Origin of the sequence: Leclercia adecarboxylata, from assembly GCF_006874705.1 — a bacterium.
GTDB lineage: Bacteria > Pseudomonadota > Gammaproteobacteria > Enterobacterales > Enterobacteriaceae > Enterobacter > Enterobacter adecarboxylatus_C.
Map to the genome: position 1 here is coordinate 3,946,427 of NZ_CP035382.1, position 21,006 is coordinate 3,967,432.

At 58.4% G+C, this 21,006-nt stretch carries 16 protein-coding genes and 2 pseudogenes; 11 read left to right on the forward strand and 7 right to left on the reverse strand.

The genetic code is table 11. The features are described 5' to 3' along the window. Positions 1–125 precede the first annotated feature (125 nt). Entirely contained in the window at positions 126–3,728 is a 3,603-nt protein-coding gene (uca, locus tag ES815_RS19840; protein ID WP_142489345.1) for an urea carboxylase, read from the forward strand. Continuing rightward, positions 3,725–5,524 carry an allophanate hydrolase gene (atzF, locus tag ES815_RS19845; protein WP_142489346.1) on the forward strand — a complete coding sequence of 600 codons (1,800 nt, stop codon included), beginning with the start codon at positions 3,725–3,727 and terminating at the stop codon, positions 5,522–5,524. Before uca ends, atzF begins: the two co-directional genes overlap by 4 nt. Positions 5,525–5,541: 17 nt before the next feature. Here atzF and dmsD read toward each other — a convergent pair whose 3' ends face one another. From dmsD to ES815_RS19870, 5 genes are all read right to left on the reverse strand, one after another. Beyond that, positions 5,542–6,141 carry a Tat proofreading chaperone DmsD gene (gene dmsD, locus ES815_RS19850; protein WP_142489347.1) on the reverse strand — a complete coding sequence of 200 codons (600 nt, stop codon included), beginning with the start codon at positions 6,139–6,141 and terminating at the stop codon, positions 5,542–5,544. Between the two features lie 43 nt (positions 6,142–6,184). Next, on the reverse strand, positions 6,185–7,039 hold the full coding sequence (locus tag ES815_RS19855) for a dimethyl sulfoxide reductase anchor subunit family protein (protein WP_142489348.1): 855 nt from the start codon (positions 7,037–7,039) through the stop codon (positions 6,185–6,187). Position 7,040: 1 nt separating this feature from the next. Further along, the gene (locus ES815_RS19860; protein WP_142489349.1) at positions 7,041–7,658 is read right to left on the reverse strand and encodes a DMSO/selenate family reductase complex B subunit; all 618 of its coding nucleotides are present in this window, start codon (positions 7,656–7,658) and stop codon (positions 7,041–7,043) included. Between the two features lie 10 nt (positions 7,659–7,668). Beyond that, positions 7,669–10,107 carry a selenate/tellurate reductase subunit YnfE gene (ynfE, locus tag ES815_RS19865; RefSeq protein ID WP_142489350.1) on the reverse strand — a complete coding sequence of 813 codons (2,439 nt, stop codon included), beginning with the start codon at positions 10,105–10,107 and terminating at the stop codon, positions 7,669–7,671. A gap of 150 nt (positions 10,108–10,257) precedes the next feature. After that, a complete protein-coding gene (locus ES815_RS19870) occupies positions 10,258–10,563 on the reverse strand; it encodes a DUF1161 domain-containing protein (RefSeq protein ID WP_142489351.1) in 306 nt (101 codons plus the stop codon). Between the two features lie 226 nt (positions 10,564–10,789). On the opposite strand from ES815_RS19870, the pseudogene ES815_RS24165 reads away from it, so the two are divergent. Both ES815_RS24165 and ES815_RS19880 read left to right on the forward strand, forming a co-directional pair. Then, positions 10,790–11,239: pseudogene (locus ES815_RS24165) on the forward strand (STM2901 family protein). After that, entirely contained in the window at positions 11,224–11,556 is a 333-nt protein-coding gene (locus tag ES815_RS19880; protein ID WP_260609633.1) for a DUF1493 family protein, read from the forward strand. Before ES815_RS24165 ends, ES815_RS19880 begins: the two are co-directional and overlap by 16 nt. A 22-nt stretch (positions 11,557–11,578) precedes the next feature. On the opposite strand, the pseudogene ES815_RS19885 reads toward ES815_RS19880, so the two are convergent. Next, a pseudogene (locus tag ES815_RS19885) lies at positions 11,579–12,061 on the reverse strand (Hcp family type VI secretion system effector). Positions 12,062–12,200: 139 nt separating this feature from the next. On the opposite strand from ES815_RS19885, the gene ES815_RS19890 reads away from it, so the two are divergent. Then, complete coding sequence (locus ES815_RS19890) at positions 12,201–12,965, forward strand: YnfC family lipoprotein (RefSeq protein ID WP_409518818.1); 765 nt, start codon at positions 12,201–12,203, stop codon at positions 12,963–12,965. Positions 12,966–13,004: 39 nt separating this feature from the next. Here ES815_RS19890 and ES815_RS19895 read toward each other — a convergent pair whose 3' ends face one another. Then, positions 13,005–13,334: a DUF1283 family protein gene (locus ES815_RS19895; protein ID WP_142489352.1), complete on the reverse strand. Its 330-nt coding sequence runs from the start codon at positions 13,332–13,334 to the stop codon at positions 13,005–13,007. A gap of 148 nt (positions 13,335–13,482) precedes the next feature. On the opposite strand from ES815_RS19895, the gene ES815_RS19900 reads away from it, so the two are divergent. From ES815_RS19900 to ES815_RS19925, 6 genes are all read left to right on the forward strand, one after another. Beyond that, positions 13,483–13,809 (forward strand): YnfA family protein, encoded by a 327-nt coding sequence (locus ES815_RS19900; protein WP_142489353.1) that lies wholly within the window; start codon positions 13,483–13,485, stop codon positions 13,807–13,809. 110 nt (positions 13,810–13,919) lie between these two features. After that, on the forward strand, positions 13,920–15,134 hold the full coding sequence (gene manD, locus ES815_RS19905) for a D-mannonate dehydratase ManD (protein ID WP_142489354.1): 1,215 nt from the start codon (positions 13,920–13,922) through the stop codon (positions 15,132–15,134). An 11-nt stretch (positions 15,135–15,145) separates the two neighbouring features. After that, positions 15,146–16,159 carry a Zn-dependent oxidoreductase gene (locus ES815_RS19910; RefSeq protein ID WP_142489355.1) on the forward strand — a complete coding sequence of 338 codons (1,014 nt, stop codon included), beginning with the start codon at positions 15,146–15,148 and terminating at the stop codon, positions 16,157–16,159. 53 nt (positions 16,160–16,212) lie between these two features. Beyond that, positions 16,213–17,592 carry an MFS transporter gene (locus tag ES815_RS19915; RefSeq protein WP_142489356.1) on the forward strand — a complete coding sequence of 460 codons (1,380 nt, stop codon included), beginning with the start codon at positions 16,213–16,215 and terminating at the stop codon, positions 17,590–17,592. A gap of 115 nt (positions 17,593–17,707) precedes the next feature. Further along, positions 17,708–19,252, forward strand: coding sequence for an MFS transporter (locus tag ES815_RS19920; protein WP_142489357.1), 1,545 nt, complete (start codon positions 17,708–17,710; stop codon positions 19,250–19,252). Positions 19,253–19,470: 218 nt separating this feature from the next. Then, the gene (locus tag ES815_RS19925) at positions 19,471–20,934 is read left to right on the forward strand and encodes a mannitol dehydrogenase family protein (protein WP_142489358.1); all 1,464 of its coding nucleotides are present in this window, start codon (positions 19,471–19,473) and stop codon (positions 20,932–20,934) included. Positions 20,935–21,006: the final 72 nt, after the last annotated feature.

Sequence of the window (21,006 nt, forward strand, 5' to 3'; positions counted from 1 at the left end):
AGATGCTCTACCGCCTGTTTGAAGTGCGCGCCGGACGGATCCTGCCGTAAATCTTTTTTCCCCGTGGACGACCATGCGGTGAGCCAATTTTCGGCGGGACGACCCGCCACGATTGAGTCTGAACTATGTTGACGAAACTCCTGATTGCCAACCGCGGGGCGATTGCCTGCCGCATCCTGCGCACGCTGCGCGCCATGAATATCGGCGGCGTGGCGGTCTATTCCGAGGCGGATATCAGCAGCCTGCACATTCGCGAGGCCGACGAAGCCCTGAGCCTGGGCGACGGCCCGGCGGCGAACACCTATCTGGTCAGCGACAAAATTATCGCCGCGGCGAAAGCCAGCGGTGCCCAGGCCATTCATCCGGGCTACGGCTTTTTATCCGAGAACGCCGCCTTTGCCGAAGCCTGCGAAGCTGCGGGTATCGCCTTCGTCGGCCCTACGCCGGAGCAGCTGCGCCTGTTTGGCCTGAAACACACCGCCCGGGCGCTGGCAAAAGCCCAGGGCGTGCCGATGCTGGAGGGCACCGAACTGCTGGCGGACGTGAATGAGGCCCTGCGCGCGGCAGAGCAGGTCGGCTACCCGGTGATGCTGAAGAGCACCGCGGGCGGGGGCGGGATCGGCATGCGCGTCTGCTATACCGACGCGGAACTTTTTGATGCCTTCGACGCCGTCGTGCGGCTGGGGAAAAATAACTTCAGCGATGCGGGCGTCTTTATTGAGAAGTACATCGAGCGGGCGCGTCATCTCGAAGTCCAGCTGTTTGGTGACGGTAAGGGGGAGGTGATCGCTCTCGGCGTCCGCGACTGCTCGGTGCAGCGACGGAACCAGAAGGTGCTGGAGGAGACCCCCGCGCCCAACCTGCCGGACGGAATGGCGGACGCGCTCTGTGCGGCGGCCATCAAGCTGGGCAAAGCGGTTAACTACCGCAGCGCGGGTACCGTGGAGTTTGTCTACGACAGCGATGCCGCCCGGTTCTACTTCCTCGAGGTGAATACCCGTTTGCAGGTGGAGCACGGCGTCACCGAGCAGGTGTGGGGCGTGGATCTGGTGCGCTGGATGATTGAACTGGCCGCCGGAACCTTACCTGCGCTGGCGGAACTGCGCGCAAGCCTGACCCCTGCGGGCCATGCCGTTCAGGCGCGGGTTTATGCCGAGGATCCGGGCCGTCAGTTCCAGCCTTCGCCGGGCCTGCTCACCGAGGTGGTATTCCCGGCGGATGACCGCCGCACCCTGCGCATCGACAGCTGGGTAGAGTCCGGCTGCGAGGTACCACCGTTTTTTGATCCGATGCTGGCGAAAATCATCGCCTGGCAGCCCACGCGCGATGCGGCCATCAATGCCCTGCACGCCGCCCTGGGCGACACCCGCCTGTACGGGGTGGAGACTAACCGCAGCTACCTGCAGCAGATTTTAACCTTTACCCCCTTTGCCAGCGGCGAGCCCTGGACCCGCTGCCTGGAAGGGCTGGCTTATCAGGCCTCTACCCTGGAGGTGCTCAGCCCCGGAACGCAAACCACGGTGCAGGATTATCCCGGGCGCATCGGCTACTGGGCGGTCGGCGTACCTCCTTCCGGACCGATGGACAGCCGGGCTCTGCGTCTCGGCAACCGCCTGCTGGGCAACGATGACCGCGCCGCAGCGCTGGAGATCACCCTCAGCGGCCCGACGCTGAAATTCAACTGCGACGCCCGACTGGTGGTGACCGGGGCGGAGATCGCCCTCACGCTGGACGGCGAGCCGCTGGAGAATAACCGGGTCTTTAGTGTGCACAGCGGCATGACGTTGCGGATGGGGGATATCACGGGCGACGGCGTGCGCAGCTATCTGTGCCTGCGCGGCGGGTTTAGCGTCCCGGATTACCTCGGCAGCAAAAGCACCTTTACCCTCGGGCAGTTTGGCGGTCACGCCGGACGCGCCCTCCGTACCGGGGATGTGCTGCACATTGCGCCGTTAACCTCACCATGCCCGGAGCAGGCGCTGCCCCAGGCCCTGCGCACTACCCTGGACGCCGTCCGCGAACTGCGGGTGATCTACGGCCCGCACGGCGCGCCGGAGTATTTCACCCCGGAATATATGCAGACCTTCCTGACTACCGACTGGGAAGTGCATTTCAACTCCAGCCGCACCGGCGTGCGTCTGATCGGCCCTAAACCCGAGTGGGTGCGCGACAGCGGCGGCGAGGCGGGGCTGCATCCGTCGAACATTCACGACAACCCCTATGCCATTGGCGCGGTGGATTTTACCGGCGATATGCCGGTGATCCTCGGCCCGGATGGCCCAAGCCTGGGCGGGTTTGTCTGTCCGGTCACCATCATTGAGGCCGACCTGCACGCGGTCGGGCAGCTGAAAGCGGGTGATAGAGTGCGCTTTGTGCCCGTTGACGTCGCCACCGCCCGACGCCTGGCGCAGGCGCAGGAGGCTGAGATCCGCAGTTTGCATCCGCAAAATCTGGACTGGCAGCCGGCGGAGATCGCCTCGCCGGTGGTGCTCGAGCAGGGCCAGGGCGATAAACGTCTGGTGGCGCGACTCTCCGGTGACACCCATCTGCTGCTGGAGATGGGCGATCCGGAGCTGGATCTGGTCCTGCGTTTTCGCGCCCACGCCCTGATGCAGGCTCTGGAGGCGAAGGCGCTGGACGGCGTGATCGACCTGACGCCGGGCATTCGCTCCCTGCAAATTCACTATCAGCCGGAGGCGCTCGACCTGACAGCGCTGCTGGAAGCGATCGCGGGATTGTGGCAGAGCGTCTGCGAGCAGGATTCGCTGGAGGTGCCGTCGCGCATCGTCTGGCTGCCGCTCTCCTGGGACGATCCGGCCTGCCAGAAGGCCATCGACAAGTACATGACCACCGTGCGCCGGGACGCGCCCTGGTGTCCGAGCAATCTCGAGTTTATCCGCCGCATTAACGATCTGGCGAACGTGAACGACGTTTACAAAACGGTCTTCGACGCCAGCTATCTGGTGATGGGGCTGGGGGATGTCTATCTCGGCGCACCGGTGGCGACGCCGCTGGATCCGCGTCATCGTCTGGTCACCACCAAGTACAACCCGGCGCGCACCTGGACGGCGGAGAACTCGGTGGGGATCGGTGGGGCGTATCTCTGCGTTTACGGCATGGAGGGGCCGGGCGGGTATCAGTTTGTCGGCCGCACGTTACAGATGTGGAGTCGCTATCACGCGGTAGAGGATTTTGGCGGCAAGCCCTGGCTGCTGCGCTTCTTCGACCAGATCCGCTTCTATCCGGTCTCTGCTGACGAGCTGCTCACCATCCGCCGCGATTTCCCGCTGGGGCGCTATCCGCTGCGCATCGAGCACACCACCCTGAAGCTGGCGGAGTATCAGCAGTTTCTCGCTGACGAAGCCCAGGGCATTGAGGCGTTTCGCACCCACCAGCAGGGGGCCTTTAACGCCGAGCGTGATCGCTGGATCGCTAACGGCCAGGCGCATTTCGACAGCAGCGACGTGCTGGCGGAGGAGGGGGAGGATACCCCGCTCAGGCCGGGACAGGCCGGCATCGACAGCCCGGTCTCGGGCAATCTGTGGCAGGTGAACGTCGAACCCGGTCAGCAGGTACGCGAGGGTGATGTGCTGGTGGTCCTGGAGTCAATGAAGATGGAGATCCCGCTGCTGGCCTCGCAGGACGGGGTGGTCAGTCAGGTGCGCGTCCAGCCGGGCTCTTCGGTGCGGGCGGGTCAGTGTGTGGTGGTTCTGGAGAAAGCAGCATGATGCAGCCCTTTGATTTACGTCTCGATATGCTGGCGCAGGCTTACCGCGAGGGCCGTTACAGGCCGCGCGAGGTGATTACTACCCTGCGGGAGCGAGCGCTGGCGTTAAACCCGGAGTTTAATACCTTTATTTATCTCCTCACGCCAGAGGAGCTGGAGCCGTACCTGTCCGCGCTGGAAGGCGCATCACCCCAGACGCTGCCGCTCTATGGCGTGCCTTTTGCCATCAAGGACAATATCGATCTGGCGGGAATTACCACCACCGCCGCCTGCCCGGCGTTTGCTTACCGGGCAGAGCAGAATGCAACCCTCGTCGGGCAGCTGATTGCGCTGGGGGCCGTTCCGCTGGGCAAAACCAACCTTGATCAGTTCGCCACCGGCTTAAACGGCACCCGCTCGCCCTACGGAATTTGCCGCAACAGCGTTAATGCAGCCTATCCGGCAGGGGGCTCCAGCTCGGGTTCGTCGCTTGCGGTGGCGCTGGGGCTGGCGAGCTTTGCCCTCGGTACCGACACCGCCGGAAGCGGGCGCGTTCCAGCATCGCTCAATAACCTGGTCGGGCTGAAGGCGACCAAAGGGTTAATCTCCACGGCGGGTGTCGTCCCGGCATGCCGTACCCTGGACTGCGTGACCTTCTTTACCGCCACCGCCGCCGAGGCCAGCCAGCTGCTGGCGCTGACGGCGGTGAAAGATCCGTGGGACGACTACAGCCGGGCTAACCCGGCCTGGAACGGGTCGCAGGCGTTTGGCGCACCCGAAAAAGGGTTCCGCTTTGGCGTGCCGGACCGGCTGGCGTTTCTCGGCTGCGCCGAGAGCGAAGCGATCTTTCACTCTGCAAAAGCCCGGTTAGTGGCGCTGGGCGGCATCCCGGTGACCATCGACTTTGCCCCGTTTTTAGCGGCGGCAACGCTGCTCTATGACGGCCCATGGGTGGCGGAGCGTTATCATCTTGCCGGGAAACTGATTGAGCAGCAGCCGGAGGCGGTACTGCCGGTGATCCGCGATGTGCTGCGCAAAGCTCCCGGCACCGACGCGGTGGCGGCGTTTGATGCCCAGTACAAACTCCAGCATTTCAAAACCCTCTGCGACGGGATCATGGCGGAGCTGGATTGTGTGTTAACCCCGACCTATCCGCGCCCGGTCACTCTGGCGGAACTGGCGGAGGAGCCGGTTAAACGCAATTCCGAGCTGGGGGTCTATACCAACTTCATGAACCTGCTGGACTATGCCGCCGTGGCGGTACCCGCAGGGTTTATGGCAAATGGTCTGCCGTCAGGGGTGACGCTGTTTGGTCGGGCCTTTACCGATCAGTATCTGCTCAGCCTGGCCGGGGCGTTACAACGTCACCAGCAGCTGGCTCTGCCTGGCGGTCGTCAGATCCAGACGGCTGAACCTGCGACCACCGCCAGCCACGATCGCCTGTCGGTGGTGGTCTGCGGGGCGCATCTCGACGGGCTGGCGTTGAACCACCAGCTGCGCCAGCGCGGGGCGACCCTGCGCGAAGCAACCCGCAGCGCGCCGCACTATCGGCTGTATGCCCTGGCCGACGGAAAACGCCCCGGCATGGTGCGCGACCGCGAACAGGGGGCATCCCTTGCCGTTGAGGTGTGGGAGCTGCCCCACGCCGAAGTGGGATCGTTTCTGGCCGGGATCCCGGCGCCGCTGGGGCTGGGGAAAGTGGAGCTGGAGGACGGGCGCTGGTTAACAGGGTTTATCTGTGAAGAGTATGGCCTAAAGGGGGCGCGTGATATCACAGCGTTTGGCGGCTGGAGAGCCTGGCTTGCCCACAAGCAGTGAGCAAGCCAGGGATGTTATTAACGGTACAGCGGTTTCTCTGCCACCGGAATCAATAACGTGGACTGCCAGTCGGCCAGCGTCAGCTGCGCCAGCTGTCCCAGCGCCCGGTAGAACGGGTGGCCCGCGTTTTCGACAAACACGGCGAGAAAATGGGTGCTCCATGGCAACAGATGCCAGGCCAGGAGCTGATCCCGCTCGGCATCACGCCCGGTTTCTGCCAGCCAGGCGGCCAGCAACAGCAGGGTACCAAAGCTATCTTCCGGTTCGTTCTGCGCCATCTCAAAGGCGATGCCGTTGTCGCGCATCCACTGGCGCAGCGCCAGGGTGGAGTCGCCGAACAGCACTGATTCACGATCCAGCCACACCGATCCCCACGGAGGGGCGGGCAGCGCCCAGGGGCCGATAAACAGCCGCTGCCAGGCATCAGGGAGCGGTTCGTCGGCCTGCTGGCGCAGTGCGTCGGCGATGGGGGCTAACTGCCCGGGCGGCAGCGGCCAGTCCTGCTGCCAGTCGCCCTGGGTCAGGGCCGTCACCAGCGGGGCAGCCTGCTCGCTGTCCGGGGCGAAATAAAACAGTGCGCCCAGTACCCGGGCGGTAAATGCAAAACCTTCATTCATTACTGCATTCCTTGAACGGCGCGGGTTACCCCGCGCTGACAGATTATCCGGCAATCGCCATACCCACGGTCATATGCAGACCGTAGAAGAGGCCGCGGCCAATAAGCTCTCCGGCCACCACCAGCAGCAGCCCCAGCGTGAGCCCCGGTAAAGTGGGCGTTTTACGACGCACCAGCGCGCACAGCCAGCAGCCCAGCCCGGCCGCAAGCAGTATGATACGCCACACCTGCAGGGAACCATAATCCGGCACCAGGGCGTTGGCCTGCTGGACTGAACTCTGGATCGTCCCGAGTTCGCCACTTTGCAGGATCACCGCCGCCGCGCTTGCCAGCAGCGCCAAAGCAGCGATCCCTGCCGCCGCCCGGGTGTTAAACGGTGCTTTCGCCATCCGCACCAGCAGGGCGGCAAACAGCGGGCCACCGAGCAGCATCGTCAGGAAGAAATTCAGGGTGGTGTAGCCGTTATGCCAGGTGGGCACTGTGTCTATCTGATACACGCGGGTCATCGCCCAGACAAAGACCAGCCCCAGCACCATGCTCAGCACCAGCCAGATCCTGCCCAGCAAAGCGGGCATCCTGCCGAGCACGGCCACTAACCACCAGAAGCCGCCGACGGCAAAGAACAGCGCCCCGCTGGCGATTTCGTTACTCAGGCCGGATACGCCGACGCGATTGAGCGAGTTAAAGGCCCGCAGCGGCGAGCCGAGGTGCAGCACGGAGGCGACAAAGCCCACCCCCATCACCAGCCACAACCAGAACATGCTGCGTACCAGTCGATAGCGCACCCGCGGGTCGTGCTCGCGAAGCCAGGCTCCGCCCGCGACGATTAACGCGCCAGCGACGCACTGGCCGAACACGGTAAAAATAACCAGCGGCCATTCATGCCATCCGTTTCCCATCTCACACCTCCTTCGGATTGGCCAGGTAGCCGGTGGTATCACCCGTGGGTCGGCTGTTGGCATTGGGTTTTATGACGATATTCGGCTTCGTGAAGTGCGCCGACGGCAGCGGGGCGACGGCGGCCAGCTTGCCGTGTTTCTTACGCAGCTCCTCAATCGGGCCGAAGTCCAGGGCCCGCAGCGGGCAGGATTCGACGCAGATCGGCTTGTGGCCCTCCGCCACGCGCTCGTGGCAGCCGTCGCACTTGGTCATATGCCCTTTGGCGGCGTTGTACTGCGGGGCGCCGTACGGGCAGGCCATATGGCAGTAGCGACACCCGATGCAGACATCTTCGTCCACCACCACAAAGCCGTCGTCGCGCTTGTGCATCGCCCCGCTGGGGCAGACTTTGGTGCAGGCCGGATCCTCGCAATGGTTGCAGGCGATGGAGAGGTAGTAGGCAAACACGTTCTGATGCCAGACCCCGTTGTCCTCCTGCCAGTCGCCGCCCGCGTACTCGTAGATGCGGCGGAAGCTGACGTCCGGGGTCAGGTCCTTATAATCCTTGCACGCCAGCTCACAGGTTTTGCACCCGGTGCAGCGGCTGGAATCAATAAAAAATCCATACTGAGTGGTCATCGGCTACTCCTTACGCCTTCTCGATTTGCACCAGATTGGTGTGTTGAGGGTTGCCCTTCGCCAGCGGCGACGGACGGTGCGTGGTCAGGGTGTTCATGCAGGCGCCGTGGTCAACGCGGTCGCCCTGCATATCCGCCTGATGCCATGCCCCCTGGCCCATGGCGCTGACGCCCGGCATGATCCGCGGCGTCACTTTGGCGGCAATGCGCACTTCGCCGCGGGTGTTGAAGACCCGCACCATATCGCCGTTTTTGATCCCGCGAGCCTGGGCATCCACCGGGTTGAGCCACACTTCCTGGCGGCAGGCAGCCTGCAGCACGTCCACGTTGCCGTAGCTGGAGTGGGTGCGGGCTTTGTAGTGAAAGCCGAACAGCTGGAGCGGAAACTGGCCGCGATCGTCCGAGTCCCAGCCTTCGAAGGTGGAGGCATACACCGGCAGCGGGCTGATGGTTTCGTCCTCCTGAAGCTCCCACTTGTCGGCAATCTCTGCCAGCCGGCTGGAGTAGATTTCGATTTTACCCGACGGGGTTTTCAGCGGGTTGGCCTCGGGATCGTCGCGGAATTTCTTATACGCCACGAAGTGACCGTTGGGATCTTTGCGCTTATAGATACCCATCTCTTTCAGCGCCTCGTAAGAGGGGAGCTGCGGATCTTTTGCCACCATTTTGGCGTACAGATATTGCAACCACTCCGCCTGGGTGCGGCCTTCGGTAAAGCGTTGATGGATGTCCGGCCCGAGGCGTTTCGCCACTTCGCTCATGATCCAGTAGATGGGTTTACGTTCGAATTTCGGCGCGGTCACCGGCTGGAGGAAGATCAGGTAGCCCATATTCCCGGCGTAATCGTTGGGAATGATGTCCTCCTGTTCGACGGTCATTAAATCGGGCAGAAGCAGGTCGGCGTATTTCGCCGATGAGGTCATGAAGTTGTCGATCACCACAATCATTTCGCATTTGCTTTCGTCCTGCAGAATGTCGTGGGTTTTGTTGATGTCCGAATGCTGGTTGATGATGGTGTTGCCAGCGTAGTTCCAGATGAACTTGATCGGCACGTCGAGCTTCTCTTTGCCGCGCACTCCGTCGCGGGTGGCAGTCATCTCTGGCCCGCGGGCGATGGCATCGGTCCAGCTGAAGCAGGAGATCTGCGTTTTGACCGGGTTATCCGGCAGCGGCATCCGCTCGATGGTGATGGTGTAAGTCGATTCACGCGCGCCGCTGTTGCCGCCGTGAATACCGACGTTGCCGGTGAGTATCGGCAGCATGGCGATGGCCCTTGACGTCAGCTCGCCGTTGGCCTGCCGCTGTGGACCCCAGCCCTGGCAGATATACGCGGGTTTGGCGGTGCCGATCTCCCGGGCCAGCTTGATGATGCGGTCGGCAGGAATACCGGTGATAGCCGCAGCCCACTCCGGCGTTTTGGCGGTGGCGTCCTCGCCGTGGCCCAGAATGTACGCCTTGTAATGACCGTTGGCGGGGGCGCCTTCCGGCAGGGTGGTTTCATCGTACCCGACGCAGTATTTGTCGAGGAACGGCTGGTCGACGAGGTTTTCGTTAATCAGGACCCAGGCGATACCTGCCACCAGGGCCGCATCCGTACCCGGGCGGATCGGGATCCACTCATCCTCTCGTCCGGCGGCGGTGTCGGTATAGCGAGGATCGATAACGATCATGCGCGCATTCGAGCGTTTGCGCGCCTGTTCCAGGTAATACGTGATCCCGCCGCCGCTCATGCGGGTTTCCGCCGGGTTGTTGCCGAACATCACCACCAGCCTGCTGTTTTCAATATCGGAGGTGCTGTTACCGTCGTTACTGCCGTAGGTGTAGGGCATAGCACAGGCGATTTGCGCCGTACTGTAAGTGCCGTAATGGCTGAGGAACCCGCCGTAGCAGTTCATCAGACGGGCCACCAGAGAGGCGTAAGGCGAGGAGCGGGTGATGTTACCGCCGACAATTCCGGAACTGTAATTAATGTAGACCGCTTCGTTGCCGTATTTCGCTACTACGTCGCGCAGGCTGTTGGTGAGCAGATCCAGCGCCTCATTCCAGCTGATGCGTTCGAACTTGCCTTCGCCCCGTTTGCCGACACGCTTCATGGGATAATTCAATCGGTCGGGATGGTTGATGCGTCGACGGATCGAGCGCCCGCGCAGGCAGGCGCGTACCTGATGGTTGCCGTAGACATCGTCGCCGGTATTGTCCGTTTCGACCCAGTACACCTCATCGTCCCGCACGTGTAGCCGCAGCGCGCAACGGCTGCCGCAGTTAACCGAACAGGCGCCCCACACCACTTTATCCGGGCCGGGTTGTAGCGAATCTTTGAGCGCGGCGGCGGCGGGGCGTAAACCGAAAGGTAGTGACAGACCCCCTGCGGCAAGGGCAAGGGATCCGATGGCGGTGGATTTGACAAGTTCGCGGCGGCTGATCCCGCCGCCTTGCGCATTCTCTGACATGGCTCACTCCATTATGTTCTTTATCTGTGAACGTTTTAAGCCGTGATTAGGATCAGGCTAACGGAGTGGGAGTGTTACCTATTAAGGGGGAGATAATATTAATGTATATCAAAACAAAGGGGATTCCCCCGCCTGAACGGGGGAGCCTGTCTACTGCGGTTCGCGCGGTGCCGGGGCCTGGGTGCCGCCGCCGCTCACCGGATAATTTCCGCTGCTGGTGCGGGTATAGAGGATTTTCAGGGTGTCATTGGCGCAATGACCCACCACTTCGGCGTCGGGTTTATCGGCCTGATCGTTCGGCACAATGTTCAGCATAAAGCCGCTTTCCGGTACGCCATTGTTGATGATTCGCTGCTGAATATCGCTTTTGATCCGCTCGCAGTTATCGGGTGCCGCCAGCGCGGCAGGGGCAACGCCCGCCAGCAAAAGTGCAGTAATCCAGGGTAACCGTTTCATATCTGCCTCCTTACGACTGTGTATAGCTGTAATAGTAGCAGGGTTAGTGCAAGTGCCTGCGTTTGGCGGTATCTTTCTGAAATATCTTAAAAAGTATTTTCTTCAAATAACGTTAAACTACCCCAACAGCAAGCCATGCCGATCTTTAGAATCAATATCCTCCTCGATCGTGATATTATCCCCTGTTATTTATATGGATATATTTTAAAATTTAAGGACACGTTTTATGGATACGACTGAAGAACTCGGCGGTACTTATTTTTACCACTGAAACGCCAACGTAACGCCACAAGAACTATTCTGGTTGATATTTGCTGAGAGTCTGGCTAACCACCTGGGAATCGAAGTAGAAACCGCCGCCATGATTCTGGCTGGTCAGCCTATATTGCCTAAGCGCGTGGTGCTGGGGTCAAAAGTTAAACGCACCAGTATAGCGTCAAAATTAGCCCGTAGAATTTTTAAGAATGCCCGTTTACCCGGGGGGATGAGGGTGGAAACCTCCGTATTAGGACATGCACGTTATACAAATAAGATAGGGGCAGTAGTAGGCAGGGCTGTTCCCTATGTTGGTTTTGCTCAGGCGGTGATCGTTTGCACGATTGTTGCCGGGGAAACCAGAAACAAATACAACCTGATAGCCCGACCGAAAGATCGGATTGCATGGACTTATTTCTGATGCTATTGCCTGATGAACAAGAATTTTTAGATTATGTCACTGAGAAGTACGGTGACCGAGATTGCCCGGCAAAAAAGAAATGGACGCTCCAGGAGCATTTTAATTTCTTGCAGGAGGATCTTGAGGAAATGCTGTTTGATCTGTTCACCCGGTACGGCATCGAGCACAGCAATTTTAATCTGGATAATTACTTTATGCCGGAGTTTTACTGGTGGCAGTTCAGTATTAAAAAGGAGTGGCGTACCCGTAAATTTAAGCCTCTTACACTTGAAATGATTATTGAGTCAGCTAAAGCCGGGCGCTGGTTGTATGACTAAGGGGCTTAAAAGCCCCTTAACATTATCCTGTTACTCGACTATTCCATGCATCGTTATAGATAATATTACCGTCGCTATGTTTCCAGGTGATCTTTTCATAGCGAAGTTCCACCGTTTCCATATGGTTCTCGTTTGGATTGTCGCCCGTAGCTATTGCCGGAGAAATAGAAACGATGCGAACGCATTCAAGCAGCATGTTAAAGTATTCTTCTTCTAACCCGGCATGATTGATGCGATACCATTTTATTTACGCAGACTGCAGATTTTGTCCGGTTGCCACAGCCTTGTACAAATAGGGGCTAGAGATATCAAAGTCTTTCACTATTAACATCGGGGAATGTATTCGTGTTCCGGTCACCTTACCTGTCGCGTTGTCAGTGGGGATCATCAAATTATGATGAAAGCCTTTAACCTCAATACTGTATTCCCGTTTTGCTACATCTACGCCGCCCTTGATAAGAGCGCCCCCGTCATCCTTCAACCATAAATACGCTGGTATTGCCATTTAACCTCTCCTTTTGTTTGCCGCGTTAACGTACAACCAAAAAACCATGCATTCAACATGGTTAAAGGTTCCGGGCTGTCTTTCGTTGGAGTTTTAATTAGTACCTGGTTTTTATGGTTTACACTAAAGGTTAATGTAAATGGTTGTATTTGCTAATATGACCGTGAGTTATCTTCGTCTATCGGTAGGTCATGTGAATAAACACGCGCTTGTACTTGTCCTGGCGGGTCTGTTGGCGGGGTGTGATAACGCCACCGCACCGCTGTCGTTTACGCCAGAGATGGCCAGCTTCTCTAACGAGTTCGATTTTGATCCGCTCCGCGGGCCAGTGAAGGACTTTAGCCAGACGCTTTTCAATGATAAAGGGGAGGTGGCGAAGCGCGTCAGCGGCACGCTGTCGGCGGAGGGCTGCTTTGACAGCCTCGAGTTGCAGGATCTGGAGTCGAATTCCGGCATCGCCCTGGTGCTGGATGCCAACTACTATCTCGATGCCCAGACCCAGCAGAAAAAGCTGCGGCTGCAGGGTAAATGCCAGCTGGCAGAGATGCCTGCGTCGGGCATTACATGGGATACCGACGACAACGGGTTTATCGTCAGCGCCCACGGTAAAAATATGGAAGCCCGCTATCGCTACGATACTGACGGCTATCCGCTGGGGAAAACCACCGTGGCCGGGGAGCAGCATCTGTCGATTACGGCAACCCCGTCATCAGACAAGCGTAAGCGAATGGACTATACCGCCGTCAGCCTGCTGAATGATAAACCGCTGGGTAATGTGAAACAGACCTGCGAGTACGACCGGCATAACAACCCGGAAGAGTGCGTGCTGGAAATTGTGGACGCGAGCGTGAAGCCTGCGGTGGCGCGTAAGTATACTATTAAAAACAGTATCGAATATTACTAAGCACCGCGCAGCAGGCTGCGCGGTAATGTCGGGCAGAAATCAGGGCGCCAGCGCGCGGCCGGTGCGGCGATCCAGGCAGCGCAGGGTGTTGGGCTCCCAGTAGGCATTCACGTTGGCGCTCTGCTGGCATTTATCCCGCGCATCAAAGGCGACATCCTCTTTATCCCACTCTTTCTCCACGCGGGTATTCACCTTTTGGCGCAAGTTGCGGGTGTCATTCCATTGCTCTTTATCCATGGCGGCATTTTGACGGCTCTGGGCGCTGTCGCCGGATTCAATAATCAGTTTGCTGGTATTGGCGGATACTGGCGCGACGAAGACCGCGGCCAGCAGGGCAACCAGACAGAGACGTGTGCTCAATTTACTCATAGCGATTTCCTTATGGATGGTGGAAATTCGAATCCCCACCGCAGATTCTATAACAGTCCATTTTGAGGGCAAACCCACATCGGGCATGTGGAAAGGATCCTTTCACATTCGGGTATGATACCGCATCACTCATCAGACAACGTTAAATATGTTTAAAACAACTCTGCTCTTTTTTGCCACCGCGCTGTGCGAAATTATTGGCTGCTTTCTGCCCTGGCTGTGGCTGAAGAAAGGCGCGTCGGTGCTAGTGTTAATTCCCGCGGGCATCGCCCTGGCGCTTTTCGTCTGGCTGTTAACGCTGCATCCGGCGGCCAGCGGACGCGTCTATGCCGCCTACGGTGGGGTGTACGTCTGCACCGCGCTGCTGTGGCTGCGGGTCGTGGATGGCGTGAAGTTGAGCCCGTATGACTGGGCTGGCGCACTGGTTGCGTTGTGCGGCATGCTGATTATTGTGGCAGGCTGGGGGCGCGCTTAGGCGCCTCATTCTGTGATCGAGCGAGGGTTTTTCGATCTTCATACTTGTATGGTAGTAGGGTTGTTGCGTAAATTTCCTGCATCACAACAAGAGATGTAAGGAACCGAAAAATGAAGATTGTAGGGGCTGAAGTTTTTGTCACCTGTCCAGGGCGTAACTTTGTCACGCTGAAAATCACCACCGACGAAGGGATCGTTGGCCTGGGTGATGCCACCTTAAATGGCCGCGAATTGTCCGTGGCCTCGTACCTGAAAGATCATCTCTGCCCGCAGTTAATTGGCCGTGATGCCCACCGTATCGAAGATATCTGGCAGTTCTTTTATAAAGGCGCGTACTGGCGTCGCGGCCCGGTCACCATGTCGGCGATTTCGGCCATTGACATGGCGCTGTGGGATATTAAAGCGAAAGCCGCCAATATGCCGCTGTACCAGCTGCTGGGTGGCGCCTCCCGCGAAGGGGTAATGGTTTACTGCCACACTACCGGCCACACCATCGACGATGTGCTGGAAGATTACGCCCGCCATAAAGAGATGGGATTCAAGGCGATCCGCGTTCAGTGCGGCGTGCCGGGAATGAAAACCACCTACGGTATGTCTAAAGGAAAAGGGCTGGCGTATGAACCCGCTACCAAAGGCAACTGGCCGGATGAACAGCTGTGGTCAACCGAAAAATACCTCGATTTTACCCCGAAATTGTTTGACGCCGTGCGCAACAAGTATGGCTTTAATGAACACCTGCTGCATGACATGCACCACCGTCTGACGCCGATCGAAGCCGCGCGTTTCGGTAAGAGCATTGAGCAGTACCGGATGTTCTGGATGGAAGATCCAACCCCGGCTGAGAACCAGGAGTGCTTCCGTCTGATCCGCCAGCACACCGTTACGCCGATTGCGGTGGGCGAAGTGTTCAACAGCATCTGGGATTGCAAGCAGCTGATTGAAGAGCAGCTGATCGACTATATCCGCACCACCATCACCCACGCGGGTGGTATTACCGGGATGCGCCGGATTGCCGATTTCGCCTCGCTGTATCAGGTGCGCACCGGCTCGCACGGTCCGTCGGATCTGTCACCGATTTGTCACGCGGCGGCGCTGCACTTTGACCTGTGGGTGCCGAACTTTGGCGTGCAGGAGTACATGGGCTATTCCGAACAGATGCTGGAGGTGTTCAATACCAACTGGACCTTCGAAGACGGCTACATGCACCCGGGCGATAAGCCGGGCCTGGGCATCGAGTTTGATGAAAAACTTGCGGCAAAATATCCCTACGATCCAGCCTACCTGCCGGTTGCCCGTCTGGAAGACGGCACGCTGTGGAACTGGTAAAGGAGCAAAAGATGAAAAGTATCGTTATTCAACAACCGAATACGCTGGTTATCGAAGATCGCCCGTTACCTGCTCCCGCCGCGGGCGAGGTGCGCGTCAAGGTGAAGCTGGCCGGGATTTGCGGTTCCGACAGCCATATCTATCGCGGCCATAATCCGTTCGCTAAATATCCGCGCGTCATCGGCCATGAGTTCTTTGGCGTGATTGATGCCGTCGGGGACGGCGTCGATAGCGCCCGCCTGGGGCAGCGCGTCTCGGTGGATCCGGTGATCAGCTGCGGCCACTGCTACCCGTGCTCGGTCGGCAAACCGAACGTCTGCACCTCGCTGGTGGTGCTGGGCGTCCATCGCGACGGCGGCTTCAGTGAGTACGCCGTGGTACCAGCCAAAAATGCCTGGGTCATCCCGGAGTCCATCAGCGATAAGCACGCGGTAATGGTGGAACCCTTCACCATCGCGGCCAATGTCACCGGCCACGCCAGCCCTACAGAACAGGATGTGGCCCTGATTTATGGCGCTGGCCCGATGGGGCTGGTCACCGTCCAGGCGCTGAAAGGCGTCTATAAGGTGAAGCAGGTGATTGTCGTCGATCGCATCGAAGAGCGCCTGTCGATGGCGCAGCGCAGCGGAGCCGACTGGGTTATCAACAATGGCAACCAGTCCCTGCAGGCGGTGCTGGACGAGAAGGGTATCAAGCCGACGCTGATTATTGATGCGGCCTGTCATCCCTCCATTTTGCAGGAAGCCATTACTCTGGCCTCGCCGGCGGCGCGCATCGTGCTGATGGGCTTCTCCAGCGAGCCGAGCCAGATTGTGCAGCAGGGAATTACCGGCAAAGAACTGTCTGTTTTCTCGTCCCGTCTGAATGCCAATAAGTTCCCGGTGGTGATCGACTGGCTGGAAAAAGGGCTAATCGATCCTGACAAACTTATTACCCATACCTTTGAGTATCAGCACGTTAAAGACGCCATTGAACTGTTTGAGAAAGACCAGCGGCAGTGCTGCAAGGTATTGCTGACCTTCTGATAACGATGAATGCGGTTTAGCGGTACGCATCTTACCCTGTTGAGATAGCCAATATGACTCAAGTACAACATGAAAGAACGACATCTGACCTGGTCAAAGCCGCCGTATCCGGGTGGCTTGGCACTGCGTTAGAATTTATGGACTTCCAGCTCTATTCGCTGGGCGCAGCATTGGTCTTTCACGAGATCTTCTTCCCGGAACAGTCGGCCGCGATGGCGCTTATTCTGGCGATGGGTACCTATGGCGCCGGCTATATCGCCCGTATTGTCGGGGCCTTTATTTTCGGCAAAATGGGCGACCGCGTGGGGCGTAAGAAGGTGCTGTTTATCACCATCACCATGATGGGGATCTGTACTACCCTGATCGGCGTGCTGCCGACCTATGCGCAGATTGGTATCTTCGCACCGGTGCTGCTGGTGACGCTGCGTATTATCCAGGGTCTGGGGGCTGGCGCGGAGATCTCCGGGGCCGGCACCATGCTGGCGGAGTACGCGCCAAAAGGGAAACGCGGCATTATCTCTTCGCTGGTGGCAATGGGCACCAACTGCGGTACCCTGAGCGCCACAGCCATCTGGGCAGTGATGTTTTTCTTCCTTGACCGCGAAGAGCTGCTTGCCTGGGGATGGCGCGTGCCGTTCCTTGCCAGCGTAGTGGTGATGATCTTTGCTATCTGGCTGCGAATGAACCTCAAGGAGAGCCCGGTATTTGAGCAGGTCAACGCCGAAGAAGCGCCGGTACAGGCTGCTGCGCAGGAAAGTACGCTGGGTGCGATGGTGAAGAGCAAATCGTTCTGGCTGGCGACCGGGCTGCGTTTCGGCCAGGCGGGTAACTCCGGTCTGATCCAGACGTTTCTCGCCGGTTACCTGGTGCAGACGCTGCTGTTCAATAAAAGCATTCCGACCGATGCCTTAATGATCAGCTCGATCCTTGGGTTTATTACCATCCCGCTGCTGGGCTGGCTGTCGGATAAAATCGGCCGTCGTCTGCCTTATATTGTGCTGAATATTTCCGCCATTATTCTGGCTTACCCGATGCTGTCGATTATTGTCGATAACTCCTACACCCCGGGCGTTATCATGACCTCGATTATCGTGATCCATAACTTTGCGGTACTCGGACTCTTTGCCCTGGAAAATATCACCATGGCCGAGATGTTCGGCTCACGAAACCGCTTCACCCGCATGGCGATCTCAAAAGAGGCGGGCGGTCTGGTGGCGGTTGGCTTTGGTCCGGTGCTGGCGGGGATTTTCTGCAACATGACCGGCTCCTGGTGGCCAATTGCGGTAATGGTGGTGGTCTATTCCGCAATCGGTCTTATCTCCGCCCTCCTGATGCCAGAAGTGCGTGACCGTGACCTGAGCATCCTGGAGGATGCCGCGGAAGACAAATCTGCCGCGCTGGGCGTTAACAATAAGCATCGCGTCATCTCCTGACGCCTGAAGGCTCTCCTGTAAATGCAGGAGAGCCCTTTTTTATCCCCCCTAAAACAACAAAAACAGGTGGCCCCTTCAGGGAATTAACTGGATTTTTTTCAGGTAAGGAAACTGTATGTCTCGTGCAAAGAAAAACATCACCATTCCGGTGAGTATTGGATACGGATTAACCGATATTATGGGCGGGGGCGCCTTTACCGTGATTGGCGCCTGGCTGTTATTTTTCTACACCACCTTTGTGGGCTTATCGCCGATGGAAGCGGCATCGATTGTGGCCATCGCCCGTATTGTCGACGCGGTAGTCAGCCTGTTTATGGGCAGCCTGACCGACCACTTTTACAAGAACTATTTTGGTAAGAAATTTGGCCGCCGGCGCTTTTTCCTGCTGATTGGCGCGCCGCTGATGCTGGTCTACGCCTTGCTGTGGCTCGACGGCATGAGTTACGGCTTTTATCTGGCGGTCTATCTGGCGTTTGAAATTATTGCCGCCATGGTGCTGATCCCGTGGGAAACCCTGCCATCAGAGATGACCAAAGAGTTTAATGGCCGCACTAAATTATCCACCTGCCGCATGTTTTTGTCGGCGTCCGGCACCTTTCTGGCGACCTTTATTCCCGGGCTGTTGATCGGCTATTTTGGCGAGCAGAGCGCCAGTGCCTATCTGATTAACGGCGTCATCTTCGCCGTGCTGTTTATGGTCTGCGTCTTTATCTCGTGGAAAGTGACCTGGGAGCGGGAGATCACCCCGGAGATGCAGGCAGAACTGGAAAAGTCTGCGTTACCCACCAGCCTGGCTGACAAACTGAATGCCATTGCCGAGCTGTTTAAATCCTACGCCTCTACGCTTAAAATCCGCGCCTTCAGAAAGCATCTGGCGATCTATCTGCTGTCATTCACCGGTAAAGACGTCTACAACACCGTGTTTGTCTTTTTCTGCGTCTACTGCCTTAACGTTTCGTCATCGCTGGCGGGAAGCCTGCTGTCGATGAGTATCGTGGGACTGCCGGTGACGCTGATTGCTGGCCTTGGGATCATCAAATACGGTCCGGCCCGGCTGTATGTCTTCGCCTATGCGGTGATGATGCTGTGCCTGGCCGGTTTCCTCGCGGTGTATCAGATCCCCGCGTTGAATACCGTGGCCACGCTGTTCATCCTCGCCGGGCTGTATCAGGTAGGCCGCTGCGTGCTGGAGTTCACCCCGTGGAACGTTTTCCCATTCATTCCTGATATTGATGAAATGGTCAGCCGCCAGCGCCGGGAAGGGCTGTTCGCCGCGGTGATGACATTCTCGCGCAAAACCACGGTCGCCATTGCCACCTTCGTGGTCGGCTTTCTGCTGCAAACCGGCGGCTTCGTGAAGGGGAGTCAGGTCCAGCCGCCGGAAGCGATTCACATGATTGCCATGCTGATGTTTATCGGCACGGCTGGACTGCTGATCCTCGCCCTCTGGCAGGCCCTGACGTTCCGTCTGAACAAACAGACTCACCAGATTTTTGTGGAAGAGGTGGAACGCCTGCGGGCTAACGGCTCCAAAGCGGCGGTTGAACCGCACGTGCGGCGCATTGTTGAGGATCTGACGGGCTATGACTATGACAGGCTCTGGACGGAAACGGATTCACTGTCAGAGAAGCCACATGAGAGCGTCACCAGCCTCGGTTGAATGGTCTACAACATTTTAATGCTGTCACACAACTTTCAATTGATGTCATACCAGATGGTGAAAAGTTAACGTAAATCAATATCGACCTATCAACAATCAGTATGGTTAACGGCAGAGAATTTTTTATGCCGTCTACCATTCTAGTTGGGTTAGTAAGCCGGGGCGGAGCAGCAATACCGGCCCGGATCCATCGCTTAATCACATTAACGAGTACTATCATGAAAAATCCGTTATTACATGCGCAAGCCACGCTCCCTCATTACAACCGCGATGCCCTGCAGTCGCGCATCGTGCATCTGGGTTTTGGCGCTTTCCATCGCGCTCATCAGGCGGTGTACGCCGATATGCTGGCAGCAGACCACGGCAGCGACTGGGGATACTGCGAGGTTAACCTGATTGGCGGCGAGCAGCAGATCGCGGATCTTAAGGCCCAGGACAATCTTTACACCGTCGCCGAAATGTCAGCCGATGCCTGGACGGCGCGGGTCGTTGGGGTAGTGAAAAAAGCCCTACACGCCCAGGTGGATGGGCTGGAAGCGGTGCTGGCTGCCATGTGTGAACCGCAGGTCGCGATCGTCTCGTTGACCATCACCGAGAAAGGCTACTGCCACGCGCCTGCCACCGGTCAGTTGATGCTGGATCACCCGCTGATCGCCGCCGATCTGCAGAATCCGCATCAGCCAGTTTCCGCGGTAGGCGTGGTGGTGGAGGCGCTGGCTCGACGTAAAAACGCCGGACTGCCAGCCTTTACCGTGATGTCCTGCGACAACATGCCGGAGAACGGCCACGTGATGCGCAATGTCACCTGTGCCTATGCCCGGGCGGTTAACAGTGAACTGGCCGACTGGATTGAGGCCAACGTGACTTTCCCGTCCACCATGGTCGACCGTATTGTGCCTGCCGTCACCGCTGACACCCTGAGCAAAATCGAACAGATCACCGGCGTGCGCGATCCGGCCGGGGTGGCCTGCGAGCCGTTCCGTCAGTGGGTCATCGAAGATAACTTCGTCGCCGGGCGTCCGGCCTGGGAGAAAGCCGGGGCCGAACTGGTGGCTGACGTGATCCCGTTTGAAGAGATGAAGCTGCGCATGCTCAACGGCAGTCACTCGTTCCTGGCGTATCTGGGCTATCTGGCGGGCTATCAGCATATTAACGACTGCATGGAAGACGCGAACTACAGGCGCGCCGCCCACGCGCTGATGTTGAACGAGCAGGCCCCGACGCTGAAAGTCACCGGGGTGGATCTGGCACGTTACGCCGATCTGCTGATCGAGCGTTACAGTAACCCGGCGCTGCGCCACCGTACCTGGCAGATCGCTATGGACGGTAGCCAGAAACTGCCGCAGCGTATGCTGGACTCCGTGCGCTGGCACCGGGTGCATCAGAAATCCTTCCCGCTGCTGGCGCTGGGCATTGCCGGGTGGATGCGCTATGTCGGCGGCGTCGATGAGCGTGGCGAGGCTATCGAAGTGTGCGATCCGCTGCTGCCGGTGATCCAGGCGGCGGTACATGGCAGTGCGGAAGGCGAAAGCCGCGTCAAAGCCCTGCTGGGGATTGAGACCATTTTCGGGAAGGAGCTCCCGCTGGATGCGGTGTTTGTTGACGCCGTGATGAGTGCTTACGCTGCGTTGCTGAAGAACGGGGCGAAAGCTACCGTTGCCCACTACGCCGCGCAGATCTAATGCTCTCTCATGCCGCCGCTCGCGGCGGCATGATCTTATTCGCACACTTCTTTACGCAGACCGCTTATTTCC